General features: G+C 61.2%; 19 protein-coding genes. 4 read left to right on the forward strand and 15 right to left on the reverse strand.

Going from position 1 to position 22,690, the window contains the following annotated elements; all coding sequences use genetic code 11:
• Positions 1-251: 251 nt before the first annotated feature.
• Positions 252-1,259 (forward strand): tetratricopeptide repeat protein, encoded by a 1,008-nt coding sequence (locus RBQ93_RS11290; protein WP_320372222.1) that lies wholly within the window; start codon positions 252-254, stop codon positions 1,257-1,259.
• A gap of 52 nt (positions 1,260-1,311) precedes the next feature.
• Here RBQ93_RS11290 and RBQ93_RS11295 read toward each other — a convergent pair whose 3' ends face one another.
• The 10 genes from RBQ93_RS11295 to groES form a co-directional block, all read right to left on the reverse strand.
• Positions 1,312-1,692, reverse strand: a complete 381-nt coding sequence (locus RBQ93_RS11295; RefSeq protein ID WP_320372223.1) for a GxxExxY protein — start codon at positions 1,690-1,692, stop codon at positions 1,312-1,314.
• A 54-nt stretch (positions 1,693-1,746) separates the two neighbouring features.
• Positions 1,747-2,676 (reverse strand): ExeA family protein, encoded by a 930-nt coding sequence (locus RBQ93_RS11300; RefSeq protein WP_320372224.1) that lies wholly within the window; start codon positions 2,674-2,676, stop codon positions 1,747-1,749.
• A gap of 6 nt (positions 2,677-2,682) precedes the next feature.
• Complete coding sequence (locus RBQ93_RS11305) at positions 2,683-3,900, reverse strand: type II secretion system F family protein (RefSeq protein WP_320372225.1); 1,218 nt, start codon at positions 3,898-3,900, stop codon at positions 2,683-2,685.
• Positions 3,897-5,552, reverse strand: a complete 1,656-nt coding sequence (locus tag RBQ93_RS11310) for a GspE/PulE family protein (RefSeq protein ID WP_320372226.1) — start codon at positions 5,550-5,552, stop codon at positions 3,897-3,899. Before RBQ93_RS11310 ends, RBQ93_RS11305 begins: the two co-directional genes overlap by 4 nt.
• A gap of 9 nt (positions 5,553-5,561) precedes the next feature.
• Positions 5,562-7,322 (reverse strand): type II secretion system protein GspD, encoded by a 1,761-nt coding sequence (locus tag RBQ93_RS11315; protein ID WP_320372227.1) that lies wholly within the window; start codon positions 7,320-7,322, stop codon positions 5,562-5,564.
• Positions 7,304-7,762: a hypothetical protein gene (locus tag RBQ93_RS11320; RefSeq protein ID WP_320372228.1), complete on the reverse strand. Its 459-nt coding sequence runs from the start codon at positions 7,760-7,762 to the stop codon at positions 7,304-7,306. The genes RBQ93_RS11315 and RBQ93_RS11320 overlap by 19 nt, the downstream gene beginning before the upstream one ends.
• Entirely contained in the window at positions 7,759-8,298 is a 540-nt protein-coding gene (locus RBQ93_RS11325) for a hypothetical protein (protein ID WP_320372229.1), read from the reverse strand. Before RBQ93_RS11325 ends, RBQ93_RS11320 begins: the two co-directional genes overlap by 4 nt.
• On the reverse strand, positions 8,295-9,647 hold the full coding sequence (locus RBQ93_RS11330; protein ID WP_320372230.1) for a hypothetical protein: 1,353 nt from the start codon (positions 9,645-9,647) through the stop codon (positions 8,295-8,297). The genes RBQ93_RS11325 and RBQ93_RS11330 overlap by 4 nt, the downstream gene beginning before the upstream one ends.
• Positions 9,648-9,812: 165 nt before the next feature.
• On the reverse strand, positions 9,813-11,450 hold the full coding sequence (groL, locus tag RBQ93_RS11335) for a chaperonin GroEL (protein WP_320372231.1): 1,638 nt from the start codon (positions 11,448-11,450) through the stop codon (positions 9,813-9,815).
• A gap of 144 nt (positions 11,451-11,594) precedes the next feature.
• On the reverse strand, positions 11,595-11,882 hold the full coding sequence (gene groES, locus RBQ93_RS11340; protein WP_320372232.1) for a co-chaperone GroES: 288 nt from the start codon (positions 11,880-11,882) through the stop codon (positions 11,595-11,597).
• Positions 11,883-12,056: 174 nt separating this feature from the next.
• On the opposite strand from groES, the gene ligA reads away from it, so the two are divergent.
• Both ligA and RBQ93_RS11350 read left to right on the forward strand, forming a co-directional pair.
• Positions 12,057-14,117, forward strand: coding sequence for an NAD-dependent DNA ligase LigA (ligA, locus tag RBQ93_RS11345; RefSeq protein WP_320372233.1), 2,061 nt, complete (start codon positions 12,057-12,059; stop codon positions 14,115-14,117).
• A 5-nt stretch (positions 14,118-14,122) separates the two neighbouring features.
• On the forward strand, positions 14,123-15,529 hold the full coding sequence (locus tag RBQ93_RS11350) for a PAS domain S-box protein (RefSeq protein WP_320372234.1): 1,407 nt from the start codon (positions 14,123-14,125) through the stop codon (positions 15,527-15,529).
• On the opposite strand, the gene RBQ93_RS11355 is transcribed toward RBQ93_RS11350, so the two are convergent.
• The 3 genes from RBQ93_RS11355 to RBQ93_RS11365 all read right to left on the reverse strand — a co-directional run bounded on the left by RBQ93_RS11355 (position 15,530) and on the right by RBQ93_RS11365 (position 19,007).
• Entirely contained in the window at positions 15,530-16,105 is a 576-nt protein-coding gene (locus RBQ93_RS11355; RefSeq protein WP_320372235.1) for a flavodoxin family protein, read from the reverse strand. It lies immediately after the preceding gene.
• Positions 16,106-16,115: 10 nt separating this feature from the next.
• Entirely contained in the window at positions 16,116-18,503 is a 2,388-nt protein-coding gene (locus RBQ93_RS11360; RefSeq protein WP_320372236.1) for a heavy metal translocating P-type ATPase, read from the reverse strand.
• 63 nt (positions 18,504-18,566) lie between these two features.
• Positions 18,567-19,007 (reverse strand): UPF0158 family protein, encoded by a 441-nt coding sequence (locus RBQ93_RS11365; RefSeq protein ID WP_320372237.1) that lies wholly within the window; start codon positions 19,005-19,007, stop codon positions 18,567-18,569.
• Positions 19,008-19,063: 56 nt separating this feature from the next.
• On the opposite strand from RBQ93_RS11365, the gene RBQ93_RS11370 reads away from it, so the two are divergent.
• Positions 19,064-19,780: a UDP-2,3-diacylglucosamine diphosphatase gene (locus RBQ93_RS11370; RefSeq protein ID WP_320372238.1), complete on the forward strand. Its 717-nt coding sequence runs from the start codon at positions 19,064-19,066 to the stop codon at positions 19,778-19,780.
• Here the strand turns inward: RBQ93_RS11370 and RBQ93_RS11375 are convergent.
• Together RBQ93_RS11375 and hflX are read right to left on the reverse strand one after the other, a co-directional pair.
• Complete coding sequence (locus RBQ93_RS11375; RefSeq protein WP_320372239.1) at positions 19,764-21,026, reverse strand: penicillin-binding transpeptidase domain-containing protein; 1,263 nt, start codon at positions 21,024-21,026, stop codon at positions 19,764-19,766. The two genes, RBQ93_RS11370 and RBQ93_RS11375, sit on opposite strands and share 17 nt — an antisense overlap.
• A gap of 54 nt (positions 21,027-21,080) precedes the next feature.
• Complete coding sequence (hflX, locus tag RBQ93_RS11380; protein WP_320372240.1) at positions 21,081-22,613, reverse strand: GTPase HflX; 1,533 nt, start codon at positions 22,611-22,613, stop codon at positions 21,081-21,083.
• Positions 22,614-22,690: the final 77 nt, after the last annotated feature.

Here is a 22,690-nt window from a genome sequence, read left to right on the forward strand (position 1 = left end):
TTGTATGGAATGCATGTACGATAAGGCTGATGTGACAAGGTGGTAATGCTAAATCAAAATACGTATTTGTCAAGATCGGTTAGCTGATGAAAAAAATCAAGAAAAAAGTATGTTTTTCGGTGCTTGCATGGGGAGCAGGCATCGGCTTGTGAAAGGGTACTGCCGGTCAATCGGGCCTGATTTTAGTTGACAGGTGGCGGTTGGGCTGCTACTTCCCTGTAAGATCAAATGCTTCGTACACCGGGAGCTGCATGAGTATCCTTGCCAATCTGCTGAAAAAAACCGAACCAAACCAAGCCAAGGCCGAGATACCGCCCGGGGTGCTGCAGGCGGTCAGCAGTTCAAACACAGGCGGTGATCGTCGCAGGTACTATCTGATCGGCGGCATTGCGGTGGCAGCCATTGCGGTGGGTGCGCTGCTGGGCATCTATCTGAACACCCGACCCGCTCCGGTGCGTCCGGTGGTGCGGCCCCAGCCGCTGCCCCAAGCCGAGCCGCTGGTGGCGGTGCAGCCGCCGCTCTCATCGGCAACGCAGTCGCAGGTAGTGGCCACATCGGCTCCAGCGGCTGTTCAGACCGTTCAAAAGCCGGCTCGATCGGCAGCCAGGCCGGTCCGGGTGGCGCAGGCCATGAAACGCAGCGCCCCGGCCGAGCAGCCTGCTAGCCCGCCGGAACGCACGGCAGCGCCTAGGGATCGCAGCATTGTCGATGCCCACCTGTTTGCGGCCCGCAATGCCGAGGCCCGGCGGGATTACCTGACCGCGCTGAACCAGTACCAGAAGGCCCTGGAGGCCGATCCGGACAACTACCGGATCATGAACAACGTGGCCAGCACCATGCTGCGCCTGGGGATGGATGCTGAGGCGTTGCAGGTTGCCAACCGTGCCTTGTCAACCAAGCCCGATTATGTCTCGGCCATCATCAACGCCGGCATCGCCCATGGTAACCTGGGACATGCTGCGGCCAGCCGCGGCATGTTCACCAAGGCGGTTACGCTCGATCCGTCCAACCGCAGCGCGTTGTACAACCTGGCATTGTCGCAGGAGCGGGCCGGCACGCTGGATGATGCACTCAAGACCTACCGTCGCCTGGCTGAAGGGGGCGATGCCCAGGGCTATCTGGGGCAAGGGCGTCTCTATGAGCAACAGGGTAACAAGCGAGAGGCGCTAAAAGTGTATCGTGAGTTGACCGCCCTGCCTGATAGCGGGCAGCGGCCAAAGGATCTGGCCAGGGAGCGGATCAAGATGTTAGATCAATAAAAGCGGTTTAACGCAAAGTTGGAAAGCAAGGCGCAAAGGCGCAAAGAAACCCTTAAAGTCTGTTGACTACCCGGTAAATACCCTCTTTCAGCGTATGACAACCAAAGTTTAGTACCAGCCCGAGCCGCTTGTTTAGCAAGCGTAAATAGGTGAGCAGTTGTGCTTCAAAGATGGGATTAAAGGCTGCTACCGACTTTATTTCTACTATGACGGCATCATTTACCAGTAGATCAAGCCGTAAAATTGAAGAAAGCTTGTTGCCCTTGTAGCTGATCGGAACGGTCAGTTGCCTCTCCAGCTTGAATCCTCTGTGTTCCAACTCCCACACCAGTGCTTCTTCATAGACTGATTCGAGCAGTCCGGGGCCGCCAAGAGTTTTGTGTGCCTCGATGGCGCTTTCAATAATGGCGTGGCTGATCTCGTTTTCGTTCATTGGTTTTCTTTGCGCCTTTGCGTCTTGCCTTACACTCTTTGCGTTAATCCCCCGTTACCCCCGCCAGAACATCACCAGTAGTACCACCAGTAGGGCCACCACGCCAGCAGCGGCCAGCCACCAGAGTTGTGCCGTTCTTGTTGGGTTGCGTTTTTCCGCCTGCCGCTCCTGCTGCACCACCTCTTTGGCGGCAAGTGCGGCCTGTCGTTGCTGTACCACCGGTTTGCCCTCCAAAAAACCAACCATCAGGCTGCGCGAGGCGATCAGGTTGATCAGGCGCGGTACGCCGTTGGAAGAACGGTAAATCTCCTGGCTGGCAGTCGGGTCGAACAGGGTGGCGGCCCGTGCCCCGGCACGATGCAGGCGGGTGGCCAGATAGTCGGCTGTGGCCTGGCTCGACAGGTGCGAGAGCGAGGCGCGCACTGAGATGCGTTGGTTCAGTTGCCTGAACGGGGCGCTTGAGAGTTTGTCGACCAGTTCCGGTTGTCCCACCAGGATGATCTGCAGCAGCTTTTCCTTTTCGGTTTCCAGGTTCGAGAGCAGCCGCAACTCCTCCAGGGTGTCATCCGGCAGTTGCTGGGCCTCATCGACCACAATCGCCACCCGGCGGCCTTGGCCGGCGTGCTCCAGCAGGAAATCTCGAAACTCCTTGATCATGTCGTTTTTGTTGCCGGACAGCGGATAAATAACCCCCAGGTCTTCCAGTATGGCCTGCAGGAATTCTTCCGGCCGCAGCCGGGGGGTCATGATCAGGGCGATTTCGGCCTGTTCCTGCCAGGTGTTGATAAAAATACGCAGCAGGGTGGTCTTGCCGGTGCCCGGTTCGCCGGTCAGCAGGCAGAAGCCTTCCCGGTTGTTCATCACATACTCCAGTGACATGAGCGCGTTGGCATGCTCACTGGAGGGGTAGTAGTAGGCCGGATCGGGGGTCAGGCGGAACGGATCTTCCTGCAGTCCGTAAAAATCGAGGTAGGAGGTGCTCATGACGTACTAGCCCTTTCCAACAGCGGAGATCAGATCATAGACCGGCAGCAGCAGACCCATGATGATCACGGCGAACATGATGCCGATAAAGCCGATCACCATCGGTTCGATGATCTTGCCCAGTTTTTCCGAGATGTCGTCCAGTTGTTTGAGGTAATGGCCGGCCAGAAAGCTGAACTGGTTGTCCAGCGAACCGCTGCTTTCACCAATACCCACCAGGCGCACCATCAGTACCGGAAAGACCGGGTGCTTGCGCATGGCCTCGGCAATGCCGCTGCCGTAGGTGATCTCTTCACGGACGGTTTCCAGGGAACGTAAAAAGACGCGGTTGCGCATCACCGCCGAGACGATCCCCAGGGTGCGGTCGATGGTCAGACCTGCCACGATCAGGATCCGCATCTGTTCCGCCAGCAGGGCCAGCAAGCGGTTGTATTCGATCAGGCTGTAGATCGGCAGCTTCAGTTTGAGCTGATCAAGGCGGTAACAGAAGCTTTCGTTGCGCTTGAGCAGCTTCAGTAGCAGTAGCCAGCCAACCACCAGAACCGGCGCCAGATACCAGAAACGCTGGGTGTAATCGCTGGCAGCCATCAGGATGCGGGTCAGAAGCGGCAGTTTGACCCCCATGCCGGTCAGGGTGCTGATGATCTTGGGCAGTACGTAGACCAGCCAGAAAACCAGGGCGCCCAGGGTGCTGATGATGGCAAAGGTGGGGTAGATCAGGGCCCGTTTGATGGCCGAGGCCAGGTCTTCCATCCGCTGCAGGTGTTCGGACACGTCGGCCAGGCTTTTTTCAAAGCGGCCGGTTTCTTCGCCTACCCGCACCAGCCGGATGAAGATATCGGGAAACAGGTCGTCGTAGCGTTCAATGGCGTCGGAGAAGGTGGAGCCCTGCTCGATCTCCTGTTTGACGTCAGCCAGGGTGGTCTGCAGGGTGGTGTTGGTGATCGAGTCGATGATGTCGCCCAGGGCCATGGTGATCGGGATGCCGGCCCCCACCATCACCGACAGGTTGCTGGCCAGTTCGATGATGTCGCTGCGCCGTACCCGCTGTTTGAGCAGCTGCGCGCGCAGCTTTGAGAGCAGATCCCGGGCCGGTGTGATGCTGAGCAGGAAGCAACCACGGGCTGCCAGGTTGCTGCTGGCTGCCTCGATCGAGTCGGCCTCGATCTGACCGCTGATCTGTTTGCCGCTGGCATCCACGGCACGATAGCGGAAACTGATCATCCGGCGACCCGCAGGACTTCAGCTACGGTGGTCAGGCCTTGGGCAGCCTTCATGATGCCGTCTTCCAACAGCGAGCGCATCCCGTTTTTGCGGGCCGCCTCAATGATGGAGCCGGTGGATGAACCGTCGAAGATCATCTGACGTATTGCGTCGTCCACCACCAGTACCTCGCAGATGGCCACCCGGCCCAGGAAGCCGGTGCAGTCGCACTCAGCACAGCAGCCGCCGCGCACTGCACGCTTCAGGTCGTAGCCGCACTTGCGGAACAGTTCCTGTTCTTCTTCATCAAGATCGTATTCTTCACGGCAGTTGGGGCAGATCTTACGCACCAGACGCTGGGCGATGACGGCGGTCAGGGCCGACGAGAGCAGGAAAGCATCCAGCTTCAGATCCAGCAGGCGGGGGATGGCGGTGACCGCATCGTTGGTGTGGACGGTGGAGAGCACCAGGTGGCCGGTGATGGCGGCCCGCACCGCGATCTGGGCGGTCTCTTCGTCGCGAATCTCGCCCAGGAGCATGACGTCCGGGTCCTGACGCATGAAGTTACGGGCGGCCATGGCAAAGTCGAAACCGGCCTTTTCGTTGACCTGGCTCTGCTTGACAAAGCTCAGACGGTATTCCACCGGGTCTTCAACGGTGATAGTGTTGCGTTCCAACCGGTTCAGCTCCCGCAGGGCGGCGTAAAGGGTGGTGGTCTTGCCGCTGCCGGTGGGGCCGGCGATCAGGATGATGCCGTAGGTCTTCTGGAACAGCCGCTTGACCATGCGGGTGGTGTCTTCAGGCAGGCCCAGTGATTCAAGCCGTACCAGCGGGCCGTTGCCGGCCAGCAGGCGCAGTACCAGGTTTTCGCCGAAGATGGTCGGTACGGTGGATATCCTCACGTCAAAGCGTTTGGAGAGGAACTCGTAGGTAAAGGCGCCATCCTGGGGCAGGCGCTGTTCGGCGATGTCCAGCTGTGAGAGCACCTTGATCCGTGAGACAAGGCCGCTGTGGACCTGTTTCTGGATGCTGTGGCCGTGCTGCAGCACGCCGTCGATGCGGTAAAAGACGTGGGTCACGTCCTGGGCCGGACTGATATGGATATCGGTGGCCCGCTTGCGGAGGCCGTCCATCATCAGCAGGTCGATCAGCTCGGCGATGGTGGCGCCCGGCACCGTGCCGGTGATCTGCTTGAGCGAGCCGATCAGTTGTTCCATCCGCTGCTGGATCGGGTGGGTGATGAAGAAGTAGGCCTTTTCCAGGGTCTCCTGAAAGGCGTCCTTGTCAACCAGGAAGACGCGCGGCTGCTTGCCGGTCAGCTTGGTGACCATATCCACGGCAACAATGTTGCTGGGGTTGGTGATGCCGATGGCCAGACGGCTGTCTTCCACCAGTGCCAGCGGGATGAAGCCACCTTTTTCCGCCATATCCTTGGCGATCAGCTGCAGTGCTTCTTTGTGCGGCTGCACCTCGTGCAGGTCGATGAAATCGAGGTGAAACTGCTCGGCGATGGTGCGGGCGAACTCGCTGGCGGTGACGAATCCCAGCTGGATCAGCAGGTCGCCCAGGATGTCGCCGGTCACCTTCTGCTGTTCGAGGGCGATATGCAGCTGTTTGTCGCTGAGCAGGCCATTGGCCTTGAGCAGTTCGCCGATCTTGATCGGTGCGGCCATGGTTGTCTCCTAGTTGCTGCCGATCAGGTAGGGCTGCAGCACCACCACCAGTTCCGAGCGTTTGTCCTGATAGTTCTTGCGCGAGAAGAGGGTGCCAAACCAGGGGATCTCGCCGATCAGGGGGATCTTCTCATCCACCTGATCCTGCTTGTTGGCGATCAGGCCGCCGATCACGATCATCTCGCCGTTGCGCACCTTGACCGTGGTGGACAGCTCCCGCAGATCAACGGTGGGGATCGAGATCACAAACTGGTTGTTGACATCGGTGCCGATGGCCTTTTCTTCCAGTCGCACCAGATCGGAGATGATCGGGGTGACCGACATGCTGATCTCGCCCTTGCTGTTGATGTGCGGTGCCAGGCCGATCATGATGCCGGACAACACGTTGCTGGTATCCACCGTGAAGGTGGTGATCGGCGTGCCGCTGGTGGCCGTGGTGGTGGAGGTGATCTTGGAGACGTAGTTGGTGTTGCGTCCCACGGTCAGCAGCGCGGTCTGGCCGTTCATGACATGGATGCGGGGGTTGGAGAGGGTCTTGACCTCACCCTGGGTCTTGAGGGCCGTTAACAGCGACTGCACGTTACTGCCACTGTAGCCCAGGCGGAAGGCGCCGCCGCTCACCGCGCTGGCCGCTGAGTTGACCGTGTTGCCGAAGCCGCCGGCTATCGTGCCGCTGGTGTTGAACCAACGGATCGAATCAAGAAAATCCCAGTCGATACCGAACTGTAGTCCCTCGTTCAGTTGCACCTCCACCACCCGTGCCTCCACCAGCACCTGGCGGCCAAGGGCGGCCTTGACCAGATCAAGGTACTGCTCGATGGCTGCCAGGTTGCGGCGGGTGGTCGTGACCATGATGGTGCCGGTCAGCCGGTTGACTACGACCCGCTGTTTAGGATCTCCAGCGAATGAACGTTCCCAAATCCTTTTCTCTTCAGCTTGGGCTGTGTTTGCCGCAACATCATTTTGATCTCGCATTTGGCGAGAGGCTTCGGCTTGATAGGTGCTGGTTTCAAATTGCTTGCCTAGCATCATCTGAAGATTTTTTTCCAAGGATTCCCAGAAATCGAAGGCCTTGGCGTCATGTTTGATGGTCTGGTTGATGGTGCCCTTGATGTTGGAAGAGCCGCTGGAGCTTGAGCTGCCGGAACTGCTGGAACTGCCGGAACCTGAGCCGCTGGCGCTCAGTTCGGCGGCGCTGCCCAGGATATCGCCGCCCACATCAACGTTGTAGCCCTGCACCAGCGCCGGATGGCCCAGTTCAAAGACCTTGCTGCCAGTGGCCTCCACCGAGAGGATGTTGTCCTTGACGGTGTAGAAGTAATCGGCCGAATTGAGGATAGTGGACAGGGCATCGTCGGCGGTGACCCGCTTGAGGGTGATGGTGATCAGGCGGTCCTGCTGGACGCCGTCGCCGATGATCAGGTTTAGGCCGGCCGCATCGGCGATTACGTGCAGGATGTCACCCAGTGCGGTATTGCGGGCCTGGATGTTGACCAGCCGGGTGCGGGCCGGCGTTACATCGTCGCTGACCGGCTGGTAATCGGGGGTCTCCAGGGTGGCCGGCGGCGGCGCCTGCTTTTCCAGCTCCTTGATGTTGCCGGTAATGAACGGTTCCTGTGAGCGAACCGGTGGAATCAGGGTTTGTCCCGATGCGGCCCGTGGGGCAACCGGCGGCTGATTGGCACAACCGGCCAACAGGCCCAGCCCCAAAAAAATCAGCAGAAGTGCGGTGGTGATGCTGCGTCCTATGATTACTGCAGGGTTAGCCATAACGGTCCCTTTCTTCCTGTAAGTAATACCCGGGTACGTTCGATCCGCGTCACCTGCCAGTCCTGATAGCGATCGCCTACCTTAAGGACGGCGCCGTTAATGATGGCCATATCCTTGCCGCCATCGCTCAGGATGAACGAGACCGTGGGGGCCTGCAGCGGCGGCGCGGACGGTATGGCGAGCGCCGGCGTAGCGGCAGCACCGGCCATGGCGGGTACTGCCTGAGGCTGTTGCGGTGTTACCGGCAGGCGCAGTGACACCGGTTGCCAGGCGCTGCTGGGAACCTGCAGCGCAGTCGGCTTGAATTCGGCTACGGCCCGTTCAGTAGCTTTGAGCTTCGGTGCAAACTGCAGCTGCTGGTAGACCAGTGCCGGGATCAGCAGGGCAACCAGGCAGGCGATGACGGCCAGAATGGTGATCTGGTGTTGCTGCAGGGTCATGGTGTTCCTCCGGCCATGGTCGGCAGGACGACGTTGCCAACTACCGTGATGGCGCCTTCAGCGGTCTTGGCATCAAGGGAGAGCTCCTTGAAGTCAACAAAAGGAATCAGGGTTGTCTGCAGTTGTCCCATGCCGTTAACCAGCGCATTGTAGCGTGCCAGCGGCAGTTTCAGGTTGAAGCCGATCGACAACACGCCATCTTTGGACTCGGGGGCGGTGACGGTCATCTCAAGCGGTTGCAGCGTACGCTTGATCTCGTCCAGCCGGGCGTAGAGGGTCAGCTCGGGCGAACGGCTGCCAAGACCGGCGGGCAATGTCCGGCGGAAGTCGGCCATCTGTTGCTGAATCGTGGCGGTTTCGGTCTGCATGAGCGGCAGGTTGGCCAGAATGCGGGCATGCTGGTCACGCAAGGCCTGGCGCGACTGATTGGTGCGCAGCAGCAGCGCCAGGGTCACGCCCAGTACGACAAAGGCCAGCAGGGCCAGGGCCAGCCTCAACGCCAGTTGGCGGTTGCGTTTGTGCAGGGTCGCAATCATGGCTTGCGGATGACCTCGATGGTGAATGCTTGCGTCTTGAGATCGAGCTGATAGGGGCCCGGCGTGATCCCTTTAATCTGCTGCAGGGCGCTCTGCAGGGCCTCGAACCGTTCCTGGGTGGCGGCAAAGCTGGTGGCCGTCACTGTGCCGCTCAGCTGCAGGCTGAGCGACTCCTGATCGCGCCGTGCAACCAGTGTGTTGATGCTGGTTTGCGGTACGCGCAGGCTGTCGATGGCCACCATGGTGCCGGGGATGTCGGGAGCAGCCTGCAGGCCGCTGATCACACTGAGTACCGGTAACGCCTGATCCCGTTCGCTAACGGCGCTACGGTGGGCCTGGAAAACCTCGCTCAGGCCGGTCTGTTGACGCTGCAGCTCGTTGATGGCGGCCGTAACGGTCCGCAGCACAAACAGTTGCTGTATAATCAGCAGCGCCAGAACAATGCTGGCCGCTGCAAACAGCTGACCGCTGCGTTGCAGCACGGTCTGCTGCAGCCGGGCCGAGCGGTAGCTGTCCGGCAACAGGTTGGTGGTGGCGGGCAGCGGCCATGCGGCCAGCATGAACGGCACCTGGTACTGCTGCATGATCTCGGGCGCAAGGCCGCTTTGCAGCGACTCGGGCAGCTGCAGGGCTTCAAGGCGCGGTGGCGGGCCATCCTGATCCAGCTCGCTTGCCGGATTCAGCACCAGCACCCGTGACGGCCGTACCCGCAGCGACTGGAAACAGTAGTCCGCAGTCATGGCAACGTTCTGGCGGTCAAACAGGTCCCAGCCGGGCTCCTGCGAAGAGATGGTGCGGCTGAAGGTGACGGCGCCGTCCTCCAGCAGGAAGAGCAGTTTGCTGGTGCCGGCATCGTGGGCGCAGAGCAGTGGTTCAGCAAGGTTGGCAACTGACCGGACCAGAGCCGCCAGGGCCACTGGTGCAGCAACCAGCCGACTGATGGGTTTGCCGTGGCGGGTAAAGGTTTTCAGTACCGGTTCAATGCTCTGGTGGGGAACCAGGCAGCAGGCCACCTTGCGTACGGTGCGGCCCTCTTGGGGCAGGTCGCCGATCACGCGCCAGGAGCAGGAGAACGGCAGCAGCTCGGGGTGCAGGCGGGCCGCCTCGGTCTTGATCAGAGTCGCTTCAAGCTTGGTCTCAACCGGGGGGATGGTGATGGTCTCAAACTGGGCGTTTTCTGGGTTAACCGCCACCAGATATTCCTGGGCACGATCATGCTGCAGAAAGGCGTCCAGTTGGTCGCTGGTCAGCTGGAGCGAACGTTCGACGATGAATCCGCTGCGAGTGCGTCGTCCCGTGACGACCCGAATCTCATCCGCATCGAAGCTTACCGCCGTTATACGCGCCATTGAAACCCCAGATCGTTAATGGTGACTAACAACCTGTGTAAGTACCCTACTTTTTGTTGACTGTCCAGATTAAATAAGGAGTTACGGTGATTTGCGCCAGTAAAAAAGGCGGGTGGAGGAACGATCCCCCACCCGCATTTCAGTGCTGCTGCAGCGACAGACGGCTTAGTAATCCATGCCGCCCATACCGCCCATGCCGCCGGGCATAGCCGGCATTGGGGTGTCCTTCTTGGGCTTCTCGGCGATCATGCACTCGGTGGTCAGCATCAGGCCGGCCACGGAGGAGGCGTTCTGCAGGGCGCAGCGGGAGACCTTGGTCGGGTCGATGATACCGGCCTGCAGCATGTCGACGTAGGTGTCGTCGGCAGCGTTATAGCCGTAGGCATCCTTGCCGCGACGGACCTTGTCCACCACGATCGAGGCGTCGATGCCGGCGTTGTCGGCGATCTGACGGATCGGGGCCTCCAGGGCGCTCTTGATGATGGTCACGCCGAACTGCTGCTCGGCGTCCAGCTTCAGTTTGTCCAGGGCCTTCAGCGAGCGGATGTAGGCCACGCCGCCGCCGGGGACGATGCCCTCGTCAACCGCTGCGCGGGTTGCGTGCAGTGCGTCTTCCACGCGGGCCTTCTTCTCCTTCATCTCGGTCTCGGTGGCTGCACCGACCTTGATCACGGCCACGCCGCCCACCAGCTTGGCCAGGCGCTCCTGCAGCTTCTCGCGGTCGTAGTCGGAGGAGGTCTCGTCGATCTGGGCGCGGATCTGCTTGACGCGGCCCTGAATATCGGCGTCGGCGCCATCGCCGTCGATGATGGTGGTGTTGTCCTTGTCAACCACGATACGCTTGGCGCGGCCCAGCATATCCATGGTGGTGTTCTCCAGTTTGAAGCCCATCTCTTCGGAGATCACCTTGCCGCCGGTCAGGATGGCGATATCTTCCAGCATCGCCTTGCGACGGTCGCCGAAGCCGGGGGCCTTGACGGCGCAGACGTTCAGCACGCCGCGCAGCTTGTTGACCACCAGGGTGGCCAGGGCCTCGCCCTCGATGTCCTCGGCGATGATCAGCAGCGGACGGCCGGACTTGGCGGTCTGCTCCAGCACCGGCAGCATGTCCTTCATGTTGGAGATCTTCTTGTCGTAGATCAGGATGATGGCGTTCTCCAGGGAGGCCTCCATCCGCTCCGGATCGGAGACGAAGTAGGGGGAGAGGTAGCCGCGGTCGAACTGCATACCTTCCACGGTCTCGAGCGAGGTCTCCATCGCCTTGGCTTCCTCGACGGTGATCACGCCTTCCTTGCCGACCTTCTCCATGGCCTCGGCGATGATGTCGCCGATGGTCTTGTCGTTGTTGGCGGAGATGGTGCCGACCTGGGCGATCTCCTTGTGGTCCTTGATCGGCTTGGAGATCTGCTGCAGCTCGCCCACGATCACTTCCACGGCCTTGTCGATGCCGCGCTTCAGCTCCATCGGGTTGTGACCGGCGGCCACCAGCTTGGCGCCCTGACGGTAGATGGCCTGGGCCAGCACGGTGGCGGTGGTGGTGCCGTCACCGGCCACGTCGGAGGTCTTGCTGGCAACTTCCTTCACCAGTTGTGCGCCCATGTTCTCGAACTTGTTCTCCAGCTCGATCTCTTTGGCCACGGACACGCCGTCCTTGGTGATCAGGGGGGAGCCGAAGGACTTCTCGATGATCACGTTGCGGCCTTTGGGGCCCAGGGTTACCTTGACGGCGTCGGCCAGTGCGTTGACACCTTTGAGGATGGCGTTGCGGCCTTCCTCGTTAAAGCGGATCTCTTTTGCGGACATGCTCTATTCCTCCGTAATGGTAAGTTGCTATTTGTTAACGCAAAGTTTGCAAGCAAGGCGCGAAGGCGCAGAGTGAAAAGCGGTTTTGCTGTTTGAAAATCTTTTCTTTGCGTCTCTGCGTCTTTGCGTTGAAACGCGAAGTGCCTACTCCACGACGGCGAGGATATCGTCCTCACGCATCATCAGCAGCTCGTCGCCGTCCACCTTGATCTCGGTGCCGGCATACTTGCCGAACAGCACGGTGTCGCCCACCTTGACGTCCATGGCAACGGTCTTGCCCTCGTCGGTCTTCTTGCCGTTACCGGCAGCGATAACCTTGCCCTTCTGGGGCTTCTCCTTGGCGGTGTCGGGAATGAACAGGCCGCCGGCGGTCTTCTCTTCGCCGTCAAGACGCTTAACGATCAGACGGTCATGCAGAGGTCTCAGTTTCATGTGGTGTTGCTCCTTTCCTATGGGGTTTGGTGTGGTTTCTCTGGGTTGGTTTGCTAGCACTCGGGTGTAGTGAGTGCTAACACTCGGCGAATATAATCGGCGGGCTTCTAAAAATCAAGGGGGAAGAAGCAGATTTTTTTGCTATAGTCGCCTCACCTTGCCCCGGAGTTTTCCATGGATCAGCCGCTACTTTTCACCATATCGCCAGCAGCCGACGCGGACGCTGTCCGGGTTGCCGAGCTGAAGGCGCAGATCGAACACCACAACCGTTGTTACTACGAGCAGGACCAACCTGAGATCAGTGACGCCGACTACGATGCCCTGTTCCGTGAGCTGCAGCAGCTGGAACAGCAGCGGCCCGACCTGCTGAGCCCGGACTCGCCCACCCAGCGGGTCGGGGGACAACCGTTGGAGCGCTTTGTCCAGGTGCGTCACAGTCTGCCGATGCTCTCGCTGGAAAACGCCCTGGATGAGGCGTCGATCCTTGATTTTGAACAGCGCACCCGCAGTTTCCTGGGGGCGTCGGAGCAGCAGGCGATTGCCTATCTCTGTGAGCCGAAGATGGATGGCCTGGCGGTGGAGTTGGTCTATCGCGACGGCCTGCTGCTACAGGCCTCCACCCGTGGCGATGGCGAGGTGGGGGAAGAGGTGACCGCCAACATCCGCACCATCCGTAACGTGCCGCTGCGCCTGAGTGGCGCCGGTGTGCCGCAGCTGCTAGAGGTGCGGGGCGAGGTCTACCTGCCGCTGATCGCCTTCCAGAGTCTGAATGCCCAGCGGGAGGAAGCGGGGGAGTCGGCCTTCGCCAACCCGCGCAACGCCGCCGCTGGTTCCATTCGTCAGCTTGACCCCAAGGTGGCGGCCCGTCGTCCGTTGGCGATGGTCTGTTACGGTGTTGGCCTGGTGGAGGGTGCCGTAGCGGCAACGACCCAAAGCGGTTTGATGGCGCAGCTGGCAGGCTGGGGCCTGCCGATCAGCGACCGGCAACGGACGGTCAGCGGCATTGATGGGGCCGTTCAGTACTACCGTGATCTGCTGGCCCAGCGTGACCAGCTACCCTACGAGATCGACGGTGCGGTGCTGAAGGTGGATGAGCTGCGTCTGCAGCAGGAGCTGGGCGAGAAGAGCCGTTCGCCCCGCTGGGCAGTGGCCTGCAAGTTTCCGCCCCGTCAGGCCGAGACCGTGCTGGAGGCGATCGAGTTATCGGTGGGGCGCACCGGGGTAATCACGCCGGTGGCGCTGCTCAGGCCGGTGGAGCTGTCCGGGGTGACGGTCTCGCGTGCCACGCTGCACAACTGGGATGAGATCGAGCGCAAGGACGTGCGGATCGGTGACCGGGTGGTGGTGGAACGGGCCGGCGATGTGATCCCGGCCGTGGTCAAGGTGCTGGCAGATCAGCGTAGCGGCCTGGAACGTCAGGTGTTGCCTCCTGCGAACTGTCCGGTCTGCGGCGCACCCACGGCCCGGCTGGAAGGAGAGGTGGCGCTGCGCTGTCTGGGGGGCTTGGCCTGCCCGCCACAGCTGGCCGAGGCGATCATCCACTTTGCCTCCCGCGATGCTATGGATATTGACGGACTGGGCGACAAGTATATTGAACAACTCTTGAACCTGGGGTTGGTCAAGGATGTGGCCGACCTGTATCACCTGACAACAGCAGATTTTATGCGCTTCGAGCGGATGGGGGACAAGCTGGCTGCCAACTTGCTCAGTGCCATCGAGGCCAGCAAGCAGCAGGAATTGGCACGCGTTATCTTTGCTCTGGGTATCCGTCATGTGGGCGTTCGCACCGCCCGTCTGCTGGCGGAGCGCTTCGGCAGCATCGAACACCTGGAGCAGGCCACCTGTGAGGAGTTGACCAGTATCCGCGACGTGGGGCCCACAGTGGCTGCCAGCATCCGTTCTTTCTTCGACAATCCGGTCAACCAGGGTGTGCTGCGCCGTCTGCTGGCGGCCGGAGTAACCCCCACGGTTGAGCAGAAAAAGGTCGGCGGACGCTTGAACGGTAAAACCTTTGTCTTTACCGGCACCCTGACCCGCTTTACCCGTGACGGGGCCAAGGCGCTGGTTGAGGCGGAAGGAGGCAACGTGACCGGCTCGGTATCGAAAAAGACCGATTACCTGGTGGCCGGCAGCGAGGCCGGCAGCAAGCTCGATAAGGCTCGCAGCCTGGGGGTTACCGTGCTGTCCGAAGAACAACTGCTGGAGATGCTTGCGTCGGAAACTGTGGTAAGCTGATTAGCATGACCATTTCTGCCACCACCCATCACACTGCACTGCTTGCCAAGTACGGCGTTCCAATGGTTCTTGCCGTTACGTTTGCCGTGCTGCTGTTAGGTTTTGTCATCTGCCGCTTAACTAACCGCAAGCAGCGGATCGACGAGGAACATTACCGCAACCTGGCTGAGGCCACCTTTGAAGCGATCATTCTGTCGGCTGACGGACATATCTACGACTGCAACGACCGGGCAACGGAGCTGACCGGCTATGCACGCGAGGAGCTGGTAGGCCGCTCGCTCTACACGCTGTTTTCAGCCGAATTTCACCAGCAGGTGCGTGACAATATCGCCCGGGATTACGACCAGCCCTATGAGATAGAAGGGGTCAAGCGCGATGGTAGCCGCTGCCTGCTGGAGGTGCGTGGTCGGACCTTCCGCTCTGGTGACAAGCTCTTCCGGGCATCGGCCCTGCGGGATATCACCGAACTCCGTGAGCGTGAAGAACAGTTCCGTATGTTGTCGGCAGCGGTGGAGCACAGCCCGGCCTCAATCGTGATCACCGATGCCAGGGGCAGCATCGAGTACGTCAACCCGGCCTTTTGCCGGCTGACCGGCTACAGCGCCGAGGAGGCCCTGGGCCAGAACCCGCGCATCCTCAAGGCCGGCGATCAGCCGCGGGAGCTCTACAAAGACCTGTGGGATACCTTGCTGCGGGGCGACGAGTGGCGCGGCGAGTTTCACAACAAACGCAAGGACGGCAGCCTGTTCTGGGAGACGGCCTCAATCTCGGCCATCAGGAACGCCAAGGGTGCCATCAAACATTTTGTGGCGATCAAGGACGACATCACTGAACGGAAAGAGATGCGGGACCAGCTGCAACAGATGGCCCAGTTCGACATGCTGACCGGCCTGCCCAACCGTCGCATGGTGCTGGACCGATTGGCCCAGATGGTGTCGTTGGCCAAGCGGGGCAACCAGCGTTTTGCGCTGCTGTTTGTGGATCTGGATGGTTTTAAGCGGATCAACGACAGCTACGGCCACGAGGCGGGTGATCGGGTCTTGAAGACGGTGGCCGCCCGCCTTTCAGCCTGTATCCGCAGTTCGGATATCGCCGGGCGGATGGGGGGCGACGAGTTTACGGTGATCCTCTCCACCCTGACCAACTACGAAGATGCCGGCCAGGTGGCGGAAAAAATCCTGCAGACCCTGCGTCGGCCGATTACCCTGCCCAGCGGCGTGCAGGATCAGATCGGTTCCAGTATCGGTATCAGCGTCTTTCCCGAGGATGCCCAGGACGGCGACGGCCTACTGGCAACCGCTGACGACGCCATGTATGCGGTCAAGCACACCGGTAAAAACGGCTACCGCTTCTACCACGCCTGCGTTGGGAAAAACGCCCCTCAGGGAGGGGCGTCATGCGCAAGCGATTGATCAGCCCTGCAGTTTCTTCAACAGCCAGGCCATGTTGATCCCCAGATCGCGCATGGTCTTGACCCCTTCCTCATCGCTGTCCACATCGCCGATGTTGCGTCCCACCCCCACATTCCAGTAGCTGGAACCGACAATGATCATCTGGCCGATGGTGAAGAAGTGGTTGATGGTGTCAAAGACATGGATCGCGCCGGCCCGGCGCACCGCCACCACCCCGGCTCCCACTTTGCGCTTGTACATGTCGCCGTTGGCCCGGCCCACCATGCCGGAGCGGTCGATCAAGGCCTTGGCCTCGGGGCTGATGGCAGCGAAGTAGGTGGGCGAGCCGATGATGATCCCGTCGGCCCCATCCATCTTTTCGATACATTCGTTGGCCACGTCGTCGGTCACCGCACAGCGACGATCCTTGCTGGCAAAGCACTTGTAGCAGGCGATGCAGCCGTGGATCGGTCGGCCGGCCAACTGCACCAGCTCGGTTGCAATCCCTTCCTTGTTCAGCTCTTCACAGGCATAGTTGATCAGTTTGGCGGTATTGCCGTCCTTGCGGGCGCTGCCGTTGAATGCGATGACCTTCATGGTTGCCTCCTTACAGTTTGTTTGCCACCCGTTTCAGCAGTAGCGAGTTAATGACCACCGAGACCGATGAAAAGGCCATGGCCAGGCCGGCGTACTCGGCCTTGAGGGTGATGCCCAAGCCGCTGAACAGTCCGGCCGCGATCGGGATGCCGATCACGTTGTAGAACAGGGCCCAGAAGAGGTTCTGTTTCACCTTGGCTAGGGTGGCCCGGCCCACGGTGATGGCACGCACCGCGTCCTGCAGGTCATCGCGGATCAGCACAATGTCGCCGGTCTCCTTGGCCACGTCGGTGCCGCCGCCGATGGCGATCCCCACATCAGCCGCGGCCAGGGCCGGGGCGTCGTTGATGCCGTCCCCCACCATGCCGACCGTAAGCCCCTGTGCCTGATACTCCTTGACAACCTCCTGCTTGCGGCCCGGCAGTACCTGGGCCTCAAAGCTGTCTACCCCCACCTGCCTGGCTACGGTTGCGGCCACTGCCTGATGGTCGCCGGTGATCATCACGGTGCGGATACCTAGTTGTTTCAGTGCAGCCACGGCTTGCGTCGAGCTGTCTTTCAGGGTGTCGCTGAAGGCGGCCACGCCGATCAGGCTCTTGTCGGCTGCCACGTAGATCAACGATTTGCCTTCGTCGGCCAGCCGGGCTGCCGCGTCATCCACGACATCGGTAGCAACCCCTTGGGCCTGCATCAAGCGTTGGTTGCCGGCCGCCAGCCTGAGGCCGTTATAGCTGCAGGTGACGCCGTGGCCTTCCTGTTCGTTGAAGTCGGTCACCGCGGCGGCGGTGATCCCCTGTGCCTCGGCGCCGGCAACGGCGGCCTGTGCCAGGGGGTGGTTGGAGGAGCGTTCGGCAGTGGCCAGATATTCCAATAGTCGTTGATCGTCCACGCCTGGTGCGGTGGCCAGATCGGTCAGGGCCAGTTGGCCGCTGGTGAGGGTGCCGGTCTTGTCCAGCAGCAGCACCTGCAGCTTGGCGATGGTTTCCAGGGCCGAGCCCTTTTTGACCAGGATACCCCGCGCCAGGGCAACGCCGCTGCCCACCATGATGGCGGTGGGGGTGGCCAGGCCCATGGCGCAGGGGCAGGCGATGACTACCACCGCCACACCGAACTTGAAGGCGATGATGAAGGGGGCGGAAAGCAGCAGGTACCAGACCGCAAAGGTGGCCAGGGCCAGCAGTACCACGATCGGTACGAACCAGGCTGAGACCGCGTCGGCAAAGCGCTGGATCGGCGCCTTGTCACCCTGGGCGTCTCGCACCATCCGCACGATCTGGGAGAGCAGGGTCTCCTCGCCGATGCGGGTGGCCCGTACCACCAGGCGGCCGTTCTTGTTGATGGTGGCGCCGGTAACGGCGTCGCCAACCTTCTTGCTGACCGGCAGCGACTCGCCGGTGACCATGGCCTCGTCCACGCTGGAGCTGCCTTCCTGCACCTCGCCGTCCACCGGGATGGTCTCGCCGGGGCGCACCGCCACCAGGTCACCTACCCGCACCATCGAGGCCGGCACTTCCTTCTCGCCGTCCGGGGTCACCAGGCGGGCCTTGTCGGCTTGTAGATGCAGTAGTTTTTTGAGGGCCTCGCCGGCCTTGCCACGGGCGCGGGCCTCCAGGTACTTGCCCAGCCGGATGAAGGTGATCAGCCAGGCCGAGGTTTCAAAGAAGACATCCCGAAATTCTCCGAACAGGCCGAAGAAGGCCAGCATCGAGTAACCCCAGGCCGCCGTGGTGCCCAGGGCCACCAGCAGGTCCATGTTGCTGCTCTTGCTCTTTAAGGCTGACCAGGCGCCGCGATAGAAGGCCAGGCCGGCGCTGAACTGGACGATGGTGGCAAGGCACAGGTTCAGCCAGCCGATGCCGCGGTGGTGGTGCAGGGTCATGGTGGCCATGATCGGCAGCGAGAGGGCCAGGGCAAACAGGAACCAGTTGCGTTGATGGAGCAGCTCCTGGTCGGCAGCCTCTTCCGCTGCGGAAAGCTCTAGCGGGGTATAGCCGGCCTCATGCACCAGGGCGAAGATCTGTCCCTTGTCGATCTGCTGCGGATCGAAACGTACGAATCCAGTGCCGGCAGCCAGGTTGACCACGGCGGTGGTGATGGCCCCATGCTCCAGTAACGCCTTTTCCAGCCGGGCTACACAGGAGGCACAGTGCAGGCCGCTGACCCCGAAGGTCAGTTCCCCCGGCGGCTCGGGGCGGATCACACCGTAGCCCAGGGATTGAACCTTTGCGGCGATGGTCTCGGCTGTGATGGTCTGCTCGTCGAAGCTGACGGTTAGCTGGGCAATTGCAAAATTGACGACACTGGTTGCAACACCGGGCAGGGCGGCGACCTCTCGTTCGATGCGGGCGGCGCAGTTGGCGCAGGACATGCCGGTGATCTGGAGTGAGCGTGAGGTCATGGGTTCAGTCCTCGCTAGGTTGGTCGACAATAGGTTTTGCAGGGGAGGCAGGGCGCCTCCCGGTCAGTTGATGGCCCGCAGACTGGTGGTGGTGGAAAACAGGTTGTGCTCTTCAAGCCAGCTTTTTACCCGATCGCTCAGAAAGTGGTCCTTCAATTCGTTGAGACGTTCTTCTTCTTCAGGAAAAAAGGAGAGGATGGTGGTGGAAGTGACGTAGGGAGGGCGGCCGGTGAGGCAGTGGGCCAGCAGACGGCGCAATTCGTCGTTGTCATGGCTGAGGTTGAAGCCGGACAGCAGTTGACGTTCAGCGGCATGGTCGAAACGGGGGATTTCCAGAAAACGGTCTTGCAGTTGATCGATCTCCTGCCAGACCCGCTCCTGCTGGTCGGCCCGCAGAAAGAAGATGTCGCCGGTGCTCCGGTCGAGAAAATAGACCCGCTCGGCCTCCATATTGGTAAAGGCCTCCAGCAGTTCATCCCATAGTATGGCAACCTGATGCTGCATCTTGACTCCACTTTCATTGTTGACACGGCCTGGACAGGGCGGCACAATCGCTGCCCATGCGGACCATATTTTTGGCTGATGCCCACCTGCGGGCCCCTGAAGATGATAACTACCGGCTGCTGATCCGTTTTTTGGAGGAGCTGCAGGGTACAACGGACACGCTCTGTATCCTGGGTGATCTGTTTGACTTCCGGATCGGTCTGCCCCAGCTGTCCTTTGACGACCATGAGCCGGTCATCGCTGCCTTGTCACGCCTGCGTCAGGCCGGTACCCGCCTGATCTACCTGGAGGGTAACCATGACTTCCGGCTGGGGTCCGCTTTGGCCGAGCGGATCGGCGCCGAACTGCATACAGGGCCGGTTGTTGTCGAACTGCAGGGAAAACAGGTGCTGCTCTGCCACGGCGATCTGGTGAACCGGGCTGACTGGCGCTACCGCCTGCTGTATCACATGGTGCGTAATCCCGTCCTGCTCTGGAGCGGTCGTCTGTTGCCTGCCAGCGTCATCCAGTCTATCCGTCAACGGCTCCAGCGCTCCAGCGGTGGACGCTACGCAGACAATACTGCCCGCTGGGATTACCGCCGGATTATCACGGACTATGCGGCCCACATCCGGTCGCAGGGCTTGGATGCGGTGGTGCTGGGACACTTCCATCTGCCGCTTTTGGAGCGGGATGGCGATTTTACCCTGCTGGCTGTGGGGGACTGGATCGGCCAGTTTTCCTATGGTGAATTGCAGGACGGTCTGTTTACCCTGACTAACTACCAACCCTGAAAAAGGCGTCCAGGGCCTGCTCTCCCACCTGTGATGCCTTGATTCTCCAGCGATTCCCGTTGATAACCAGTGCCACCAGTGCTATCTGAGGGTCGTCCGCCGGTGCGTAGGCGGCAAACCAGCTGTAATGCCCTTTGGGGTTGTCGCCATTGATGCTGCCGGTCTTGGCGGCCACACTGACCGACGCCAGCAGCTGTCGGGCCTGGGGGCTGCGGAAGGCCCGGCGCGAGGTGCCGGTGGTGACGGTGCTGGTCAGCATACGGGTCAGGCTGTCGGCCACCTGCGGCGAGGTGACACGCAGCAACTCGGTGGTGGGTGCTAGGCGCAGTTCCTGTTGCTCGCGCTCAGCCCGGTCTACCAGGCGGGGAGTCATCATGACGCCCTTGTTGGCGATGCCGGCTGTGATCAGGGCGGCATGCAACGGCGATATCTGCAGATTATGCTCCAGCCCCGATCCCAAGAGTCGCAGATCAGTGGTGGTGGCGGCCAGCGGAGCCTGGCTGGCGTGTACCGGTAGGCCGGGCAGCAGTTGACGGTTGAAGCCGAACTGCTCGCAGGCCGCCTGCAGCCGTTCAGCGCCCACCAGGTCGCTGGCGATCCGTCCATACACCGGATTGCAGGATTTGCCCATGGCGTCCGAGACATCCATCTGATTGTTGCGTCCCCTGGGGCGCGGGTCCCAGCTGGAGGGGGTTTCTGAGATGGCGCTGCCACGGAATGCAAGCACGGTGTCAGGGTTGATCACGCCGTTTTCAAGGGCAGCGGCGGCGGTTACCATCTTGAACAGCGATGCCATCGGATAGAGCTGATAGGGGGCCTGCTGGGTCCAGTCCGGTGCCAGCGAGGAGTGGCCGGCCAGGGCCAGCACCCTGCCGGTGGACGGTTCCAGGGCGATCAGCAGGCCGTAGGGCACCTGATATGAGCGCAAAAAACGTTCAACCCGTTGCTGCAGTGCGGGCATGATGCTGTAGTGCAGCAGCGTGCCGTCGTTGGCCGTGGCGATCAGTCCGTTATCGGTCTGTTGGGCTGCCGGCAAAAGGGCGTTGGCAGTACCGAACAGCTCGGTGCCGAGGCTGATCGGAGCCGGGGCAGGCGGTTGGCCGCGCCAGCTGCTGTAGGCATCGGCAACTTGTCTGACCAGCAGCAGCGCCAGCGGGATCAGGATCAGCGCAAGCAGCGAAACCAGCACCAGGCCGCGTCGGTTTTTAGTACGTGTCGGTGTGCAGAGATGTTTGAGGTCGCGCATGAGCTCCCTGGCAGATCGTAATTTGGCTACTATAGGCTAACCTGCCGTTGCCTGTCAATCGGCCTCGGGCCAGAAACGGCGCTTCAATTCCTCCAACAGCGGCTGCAGCGTAGGGCGTTGCACCGCGCTGATGCTGATGGCCTTGTAGCGCATCTGCGCCTGTTTGACCCGCAGATAGGCGACGGTATCCTTTTTCTTGAGCGGTTCCAGCTGGTCGGTCTTGTTGAAGACCACCACCTCCGGGATGGTGTCCAGTTCCAGCTCTTCGAGGATGGCGCGCACCTGTCGGATCTGATCCTCAAAGCGTGGGTTGGAGGCATCCACCAGGTGCAGCAGCAGGTCGGCATCCCGCAGCTCCTCCAGGGTTGCCTTGAAGGCGCCCATCAGTGATTTGGGCAGCGAGCGGATGAAGCCGACCGTGTCGGTGATGATCACCTCGCGGTCGCGGGGCAGGCGCAGGCGGCGGCTAGAGGTGTCCAGGGTGGCAAACAGCAGGTTTTCGGTAAACACCTCGCTCTTGGTGAGGGCGTTCAGCAAGGTTGATTTACCGGCATTGGTGTAGCCAACGATTGAGATGATCGGCACGCCGGCCTTGACGCGACGGCTGCGACGTTGCTCCCGGCCGCGGGAAAGTTCTTCCAGCTCACGTTCCAGGGCGGTGATCCGGTCGCGAATCCTGCGCCGGTCGGTCTCCAGCTTGGTTTCGCCCGGTCCCCGTCCGCCGATGCCGCCCATCAGCCGTGACATCTGGGTGCCGCGCCCGGTCAGGCGAGGTAACAGGTATTTGAGCTGCGCCAGCTCCACCTGCACCTTGCCGTCCAGCGAGGTGGCGCGGCGGGCAAAGATATCCAGGATCAGCTGGCTGCGGTCTAAGACCTTCAGTTCGGTCATGGCCGAGATGGCCCGCACCTGGGCCGGGGTCAGTTCCTGATCGAAGATCAGTAGGCTGGCCCCCCGTTGCAGGGCGCGGATCACCACCTCCTGCAGCTTGCCTTCACCCATCAGGGTGCGGGGATTCAGCTTGCGCGGCAGTTGAATGAAGTTGTCCAGCACCATGACGCCGGCGGTGCGGGCCAGTTCCTGCAGTTCGGCCAGCGAATCCTCTACCTCCCGCCGCTCGCCAGCGGCCCGTACCGAGATCAGGATGGCCTGCTCCTGTCCTTCCCTTGCCTGTGTCTGGAGCTTGACGGCTCGCTCCAGTTCCTTTTCCAGGCTTGCGATCTCGTCGCTGCCGTACCCGACCAAGCGGTCAAACGGTTGCGGGGCAAGCTGGGTGATGCCTGAGGGGGAGCTGGAGAGATGGGCCAGTTGGACGCTAACGCGCTGACTGCCAGCAGGGGCTGTCAGCGCAGCGACCAGGTCCAGGCGCAACAGTTTCAGGTCGGTCAGGTCGTCTTCGGTGAGTGGTTCGTTTTTGAGGTGGGTGTGGATCAGGCGTAGGCCACGCAGCCGTTTGCGGCCCAAGGGGTAGTCTTTCAGTTCAGGTATCAGCAGCCCTTTTTCATCACCGACGATCACGTAGGCGACGCTGCCCTGGCGGTTGATCAGGATGCCCAGTTGGCGGCGCAGTTCCTGGGAAAGTTCCATCAGGCGCTGGGCCAGTTCGCTGGAACAGCATTCATCAGGCTGAGCCCGGCGGCGGTAGAGCCGCTCCAGGGGTTGGA

Origin of the sequence: Trichlorobacter sp., assembly GCF_034008105.1 — a bacterium.
Lineage (GTDB): Bacteria > Desulfobacterota > Desulfuromonadia > Geobacterales > Pseudopelobacteraceae > Trichlorobacter.

Bases quoted from the DNA above. Each gene is read 5' to 3' on its own strand.
- RBQ93_RS11290 (WP_320372222.1), top strand. From the start codon at position 252: ATGAGTATCCTTGCCAATCTGCTGAAAAAAACCGAACCAAACCAAGCC.
- RBQ93_RS11295 (WP_320372223.1), bottom strand. From the start codon at position 1,692: ATGAACGAAAACGAGATCAGCCACGCCATTATTGAAAGCGCCATCGAG.
- RBQ93_RS11300 (WP_320372224.1), bottom strand. From the start codon at position 2,676: ATGAGCACCTCCTACCTCGATTTTTACGGACTGCAGGAAGATCCGTTC.
- RBQ93_RS11305 (WP_320372225.1), bottom strand. From the start codon at position 3,900: ATGATCAGTTTCCGCTATCGTGCCGTGGATGCCAGCGGCAAACAGATC.
- RBQ93_RS11310 (WP_320372226.1), bottom strand. From the start codon at position 5,552: ATGGCCGCACCGATCAAGATCGGCGAACTGCTCAAGGCCAATGGCCTG.
- RBQ93_RS11315 (WP_320372227.1), bottom strand. From the start codon at position 7,322: ATGGCTAACCCTGCAGTAATCATAGGACGCAGCATCACCACCGCACTT.
- RBQ93_RS11320 (WP_320372228.1), bottom strand. From the start codon at position 7,762: ATGACCCTGCAGCAACACCAGATCACCATTCTGGCCGTCATCGCCTGC.
- RBQ93_RS11325 (WP_320372229.1), bottom strand. From the start codon at position 8,298: ATGATTGCGACCCTGCACAAACGCAACCGCCAACTGGCGTTGAGGCTG.
- RBQ93_RS11330 (WP_320372230.1), bottom strand. From the start codon at position 9,647: ATGGCGCGTATAACGGCGGTAAGCTTCGATGCGGATGAGATTCGGGTC.
- groL (WP_320372231.1), bottom strand. From the start codon at position 11,450: ATGTCCGCAAAAGAGATCCGCTTTAACGAGGAAGGCCGCAACGCCATC.
- groES (WP_320372232.1), bottom strand. From the start codon at position 11,882: ATGAAACTGAGACCTCTGCATGACCGTCTGATCGTTAAGCGTCTTGAC.
- ligA (WP_320372233.1), top strand. From the start codon at position 12,057: ATGGATCAGCCGCTACTTTTCACCATATCGCCAGCAGCCGACGCGGAC.
- RBQ93_RS11350 (WP_320372234.1), top strand. From the start codon at position 14,123: ATGACCATTTCTGCCACCACCCATCACACTGCACTGCTTGCCAAGTAC.
- RBQ93_RS11355 (WP_320372235.1), bottom strand. From the start codon at position 16,105: ATGAAGGTCATCGCATTCAACGGCAGCGCCCGCAAGGACGGCAATACC.
- RBQ93_RS11360 (WP_320372236.1), bottom strand. From the start codon at position 18,503: ATGACCTCACGCTCACTCCAGATCACCGGCATGTCCTGCGCCAACTGC.
- RBQ93_RS11365 (WP_320372237.1), bottom strand. From the start codon at position 19,007: ATGCAGCATCAGGTTGCCATACTATGGGATGAACTGCTGGAGGCCTTT.
- RBQ93_RS11370 (WP_320372238.1), top strand. From the start codon at position 19,064: ATGCGGACCATATTTTTGGCTGATGCCCACCTGCGGGCCCCTGAAGAT.
- RBQ93_RS11375 (WP_320372239.1), bottom strand. From the start codon at position 21,026: ATGCGCGACCTCAAACATCTCTGCACACCGACACGTACTAAAAACCGA.
- hflX (WP_320372240.1), bottom strand. From the start codon at position 22,613: ATGGAACTTTCCCAGGAACTGCGCCGCCAACTGGGCATCCTGATCAAC.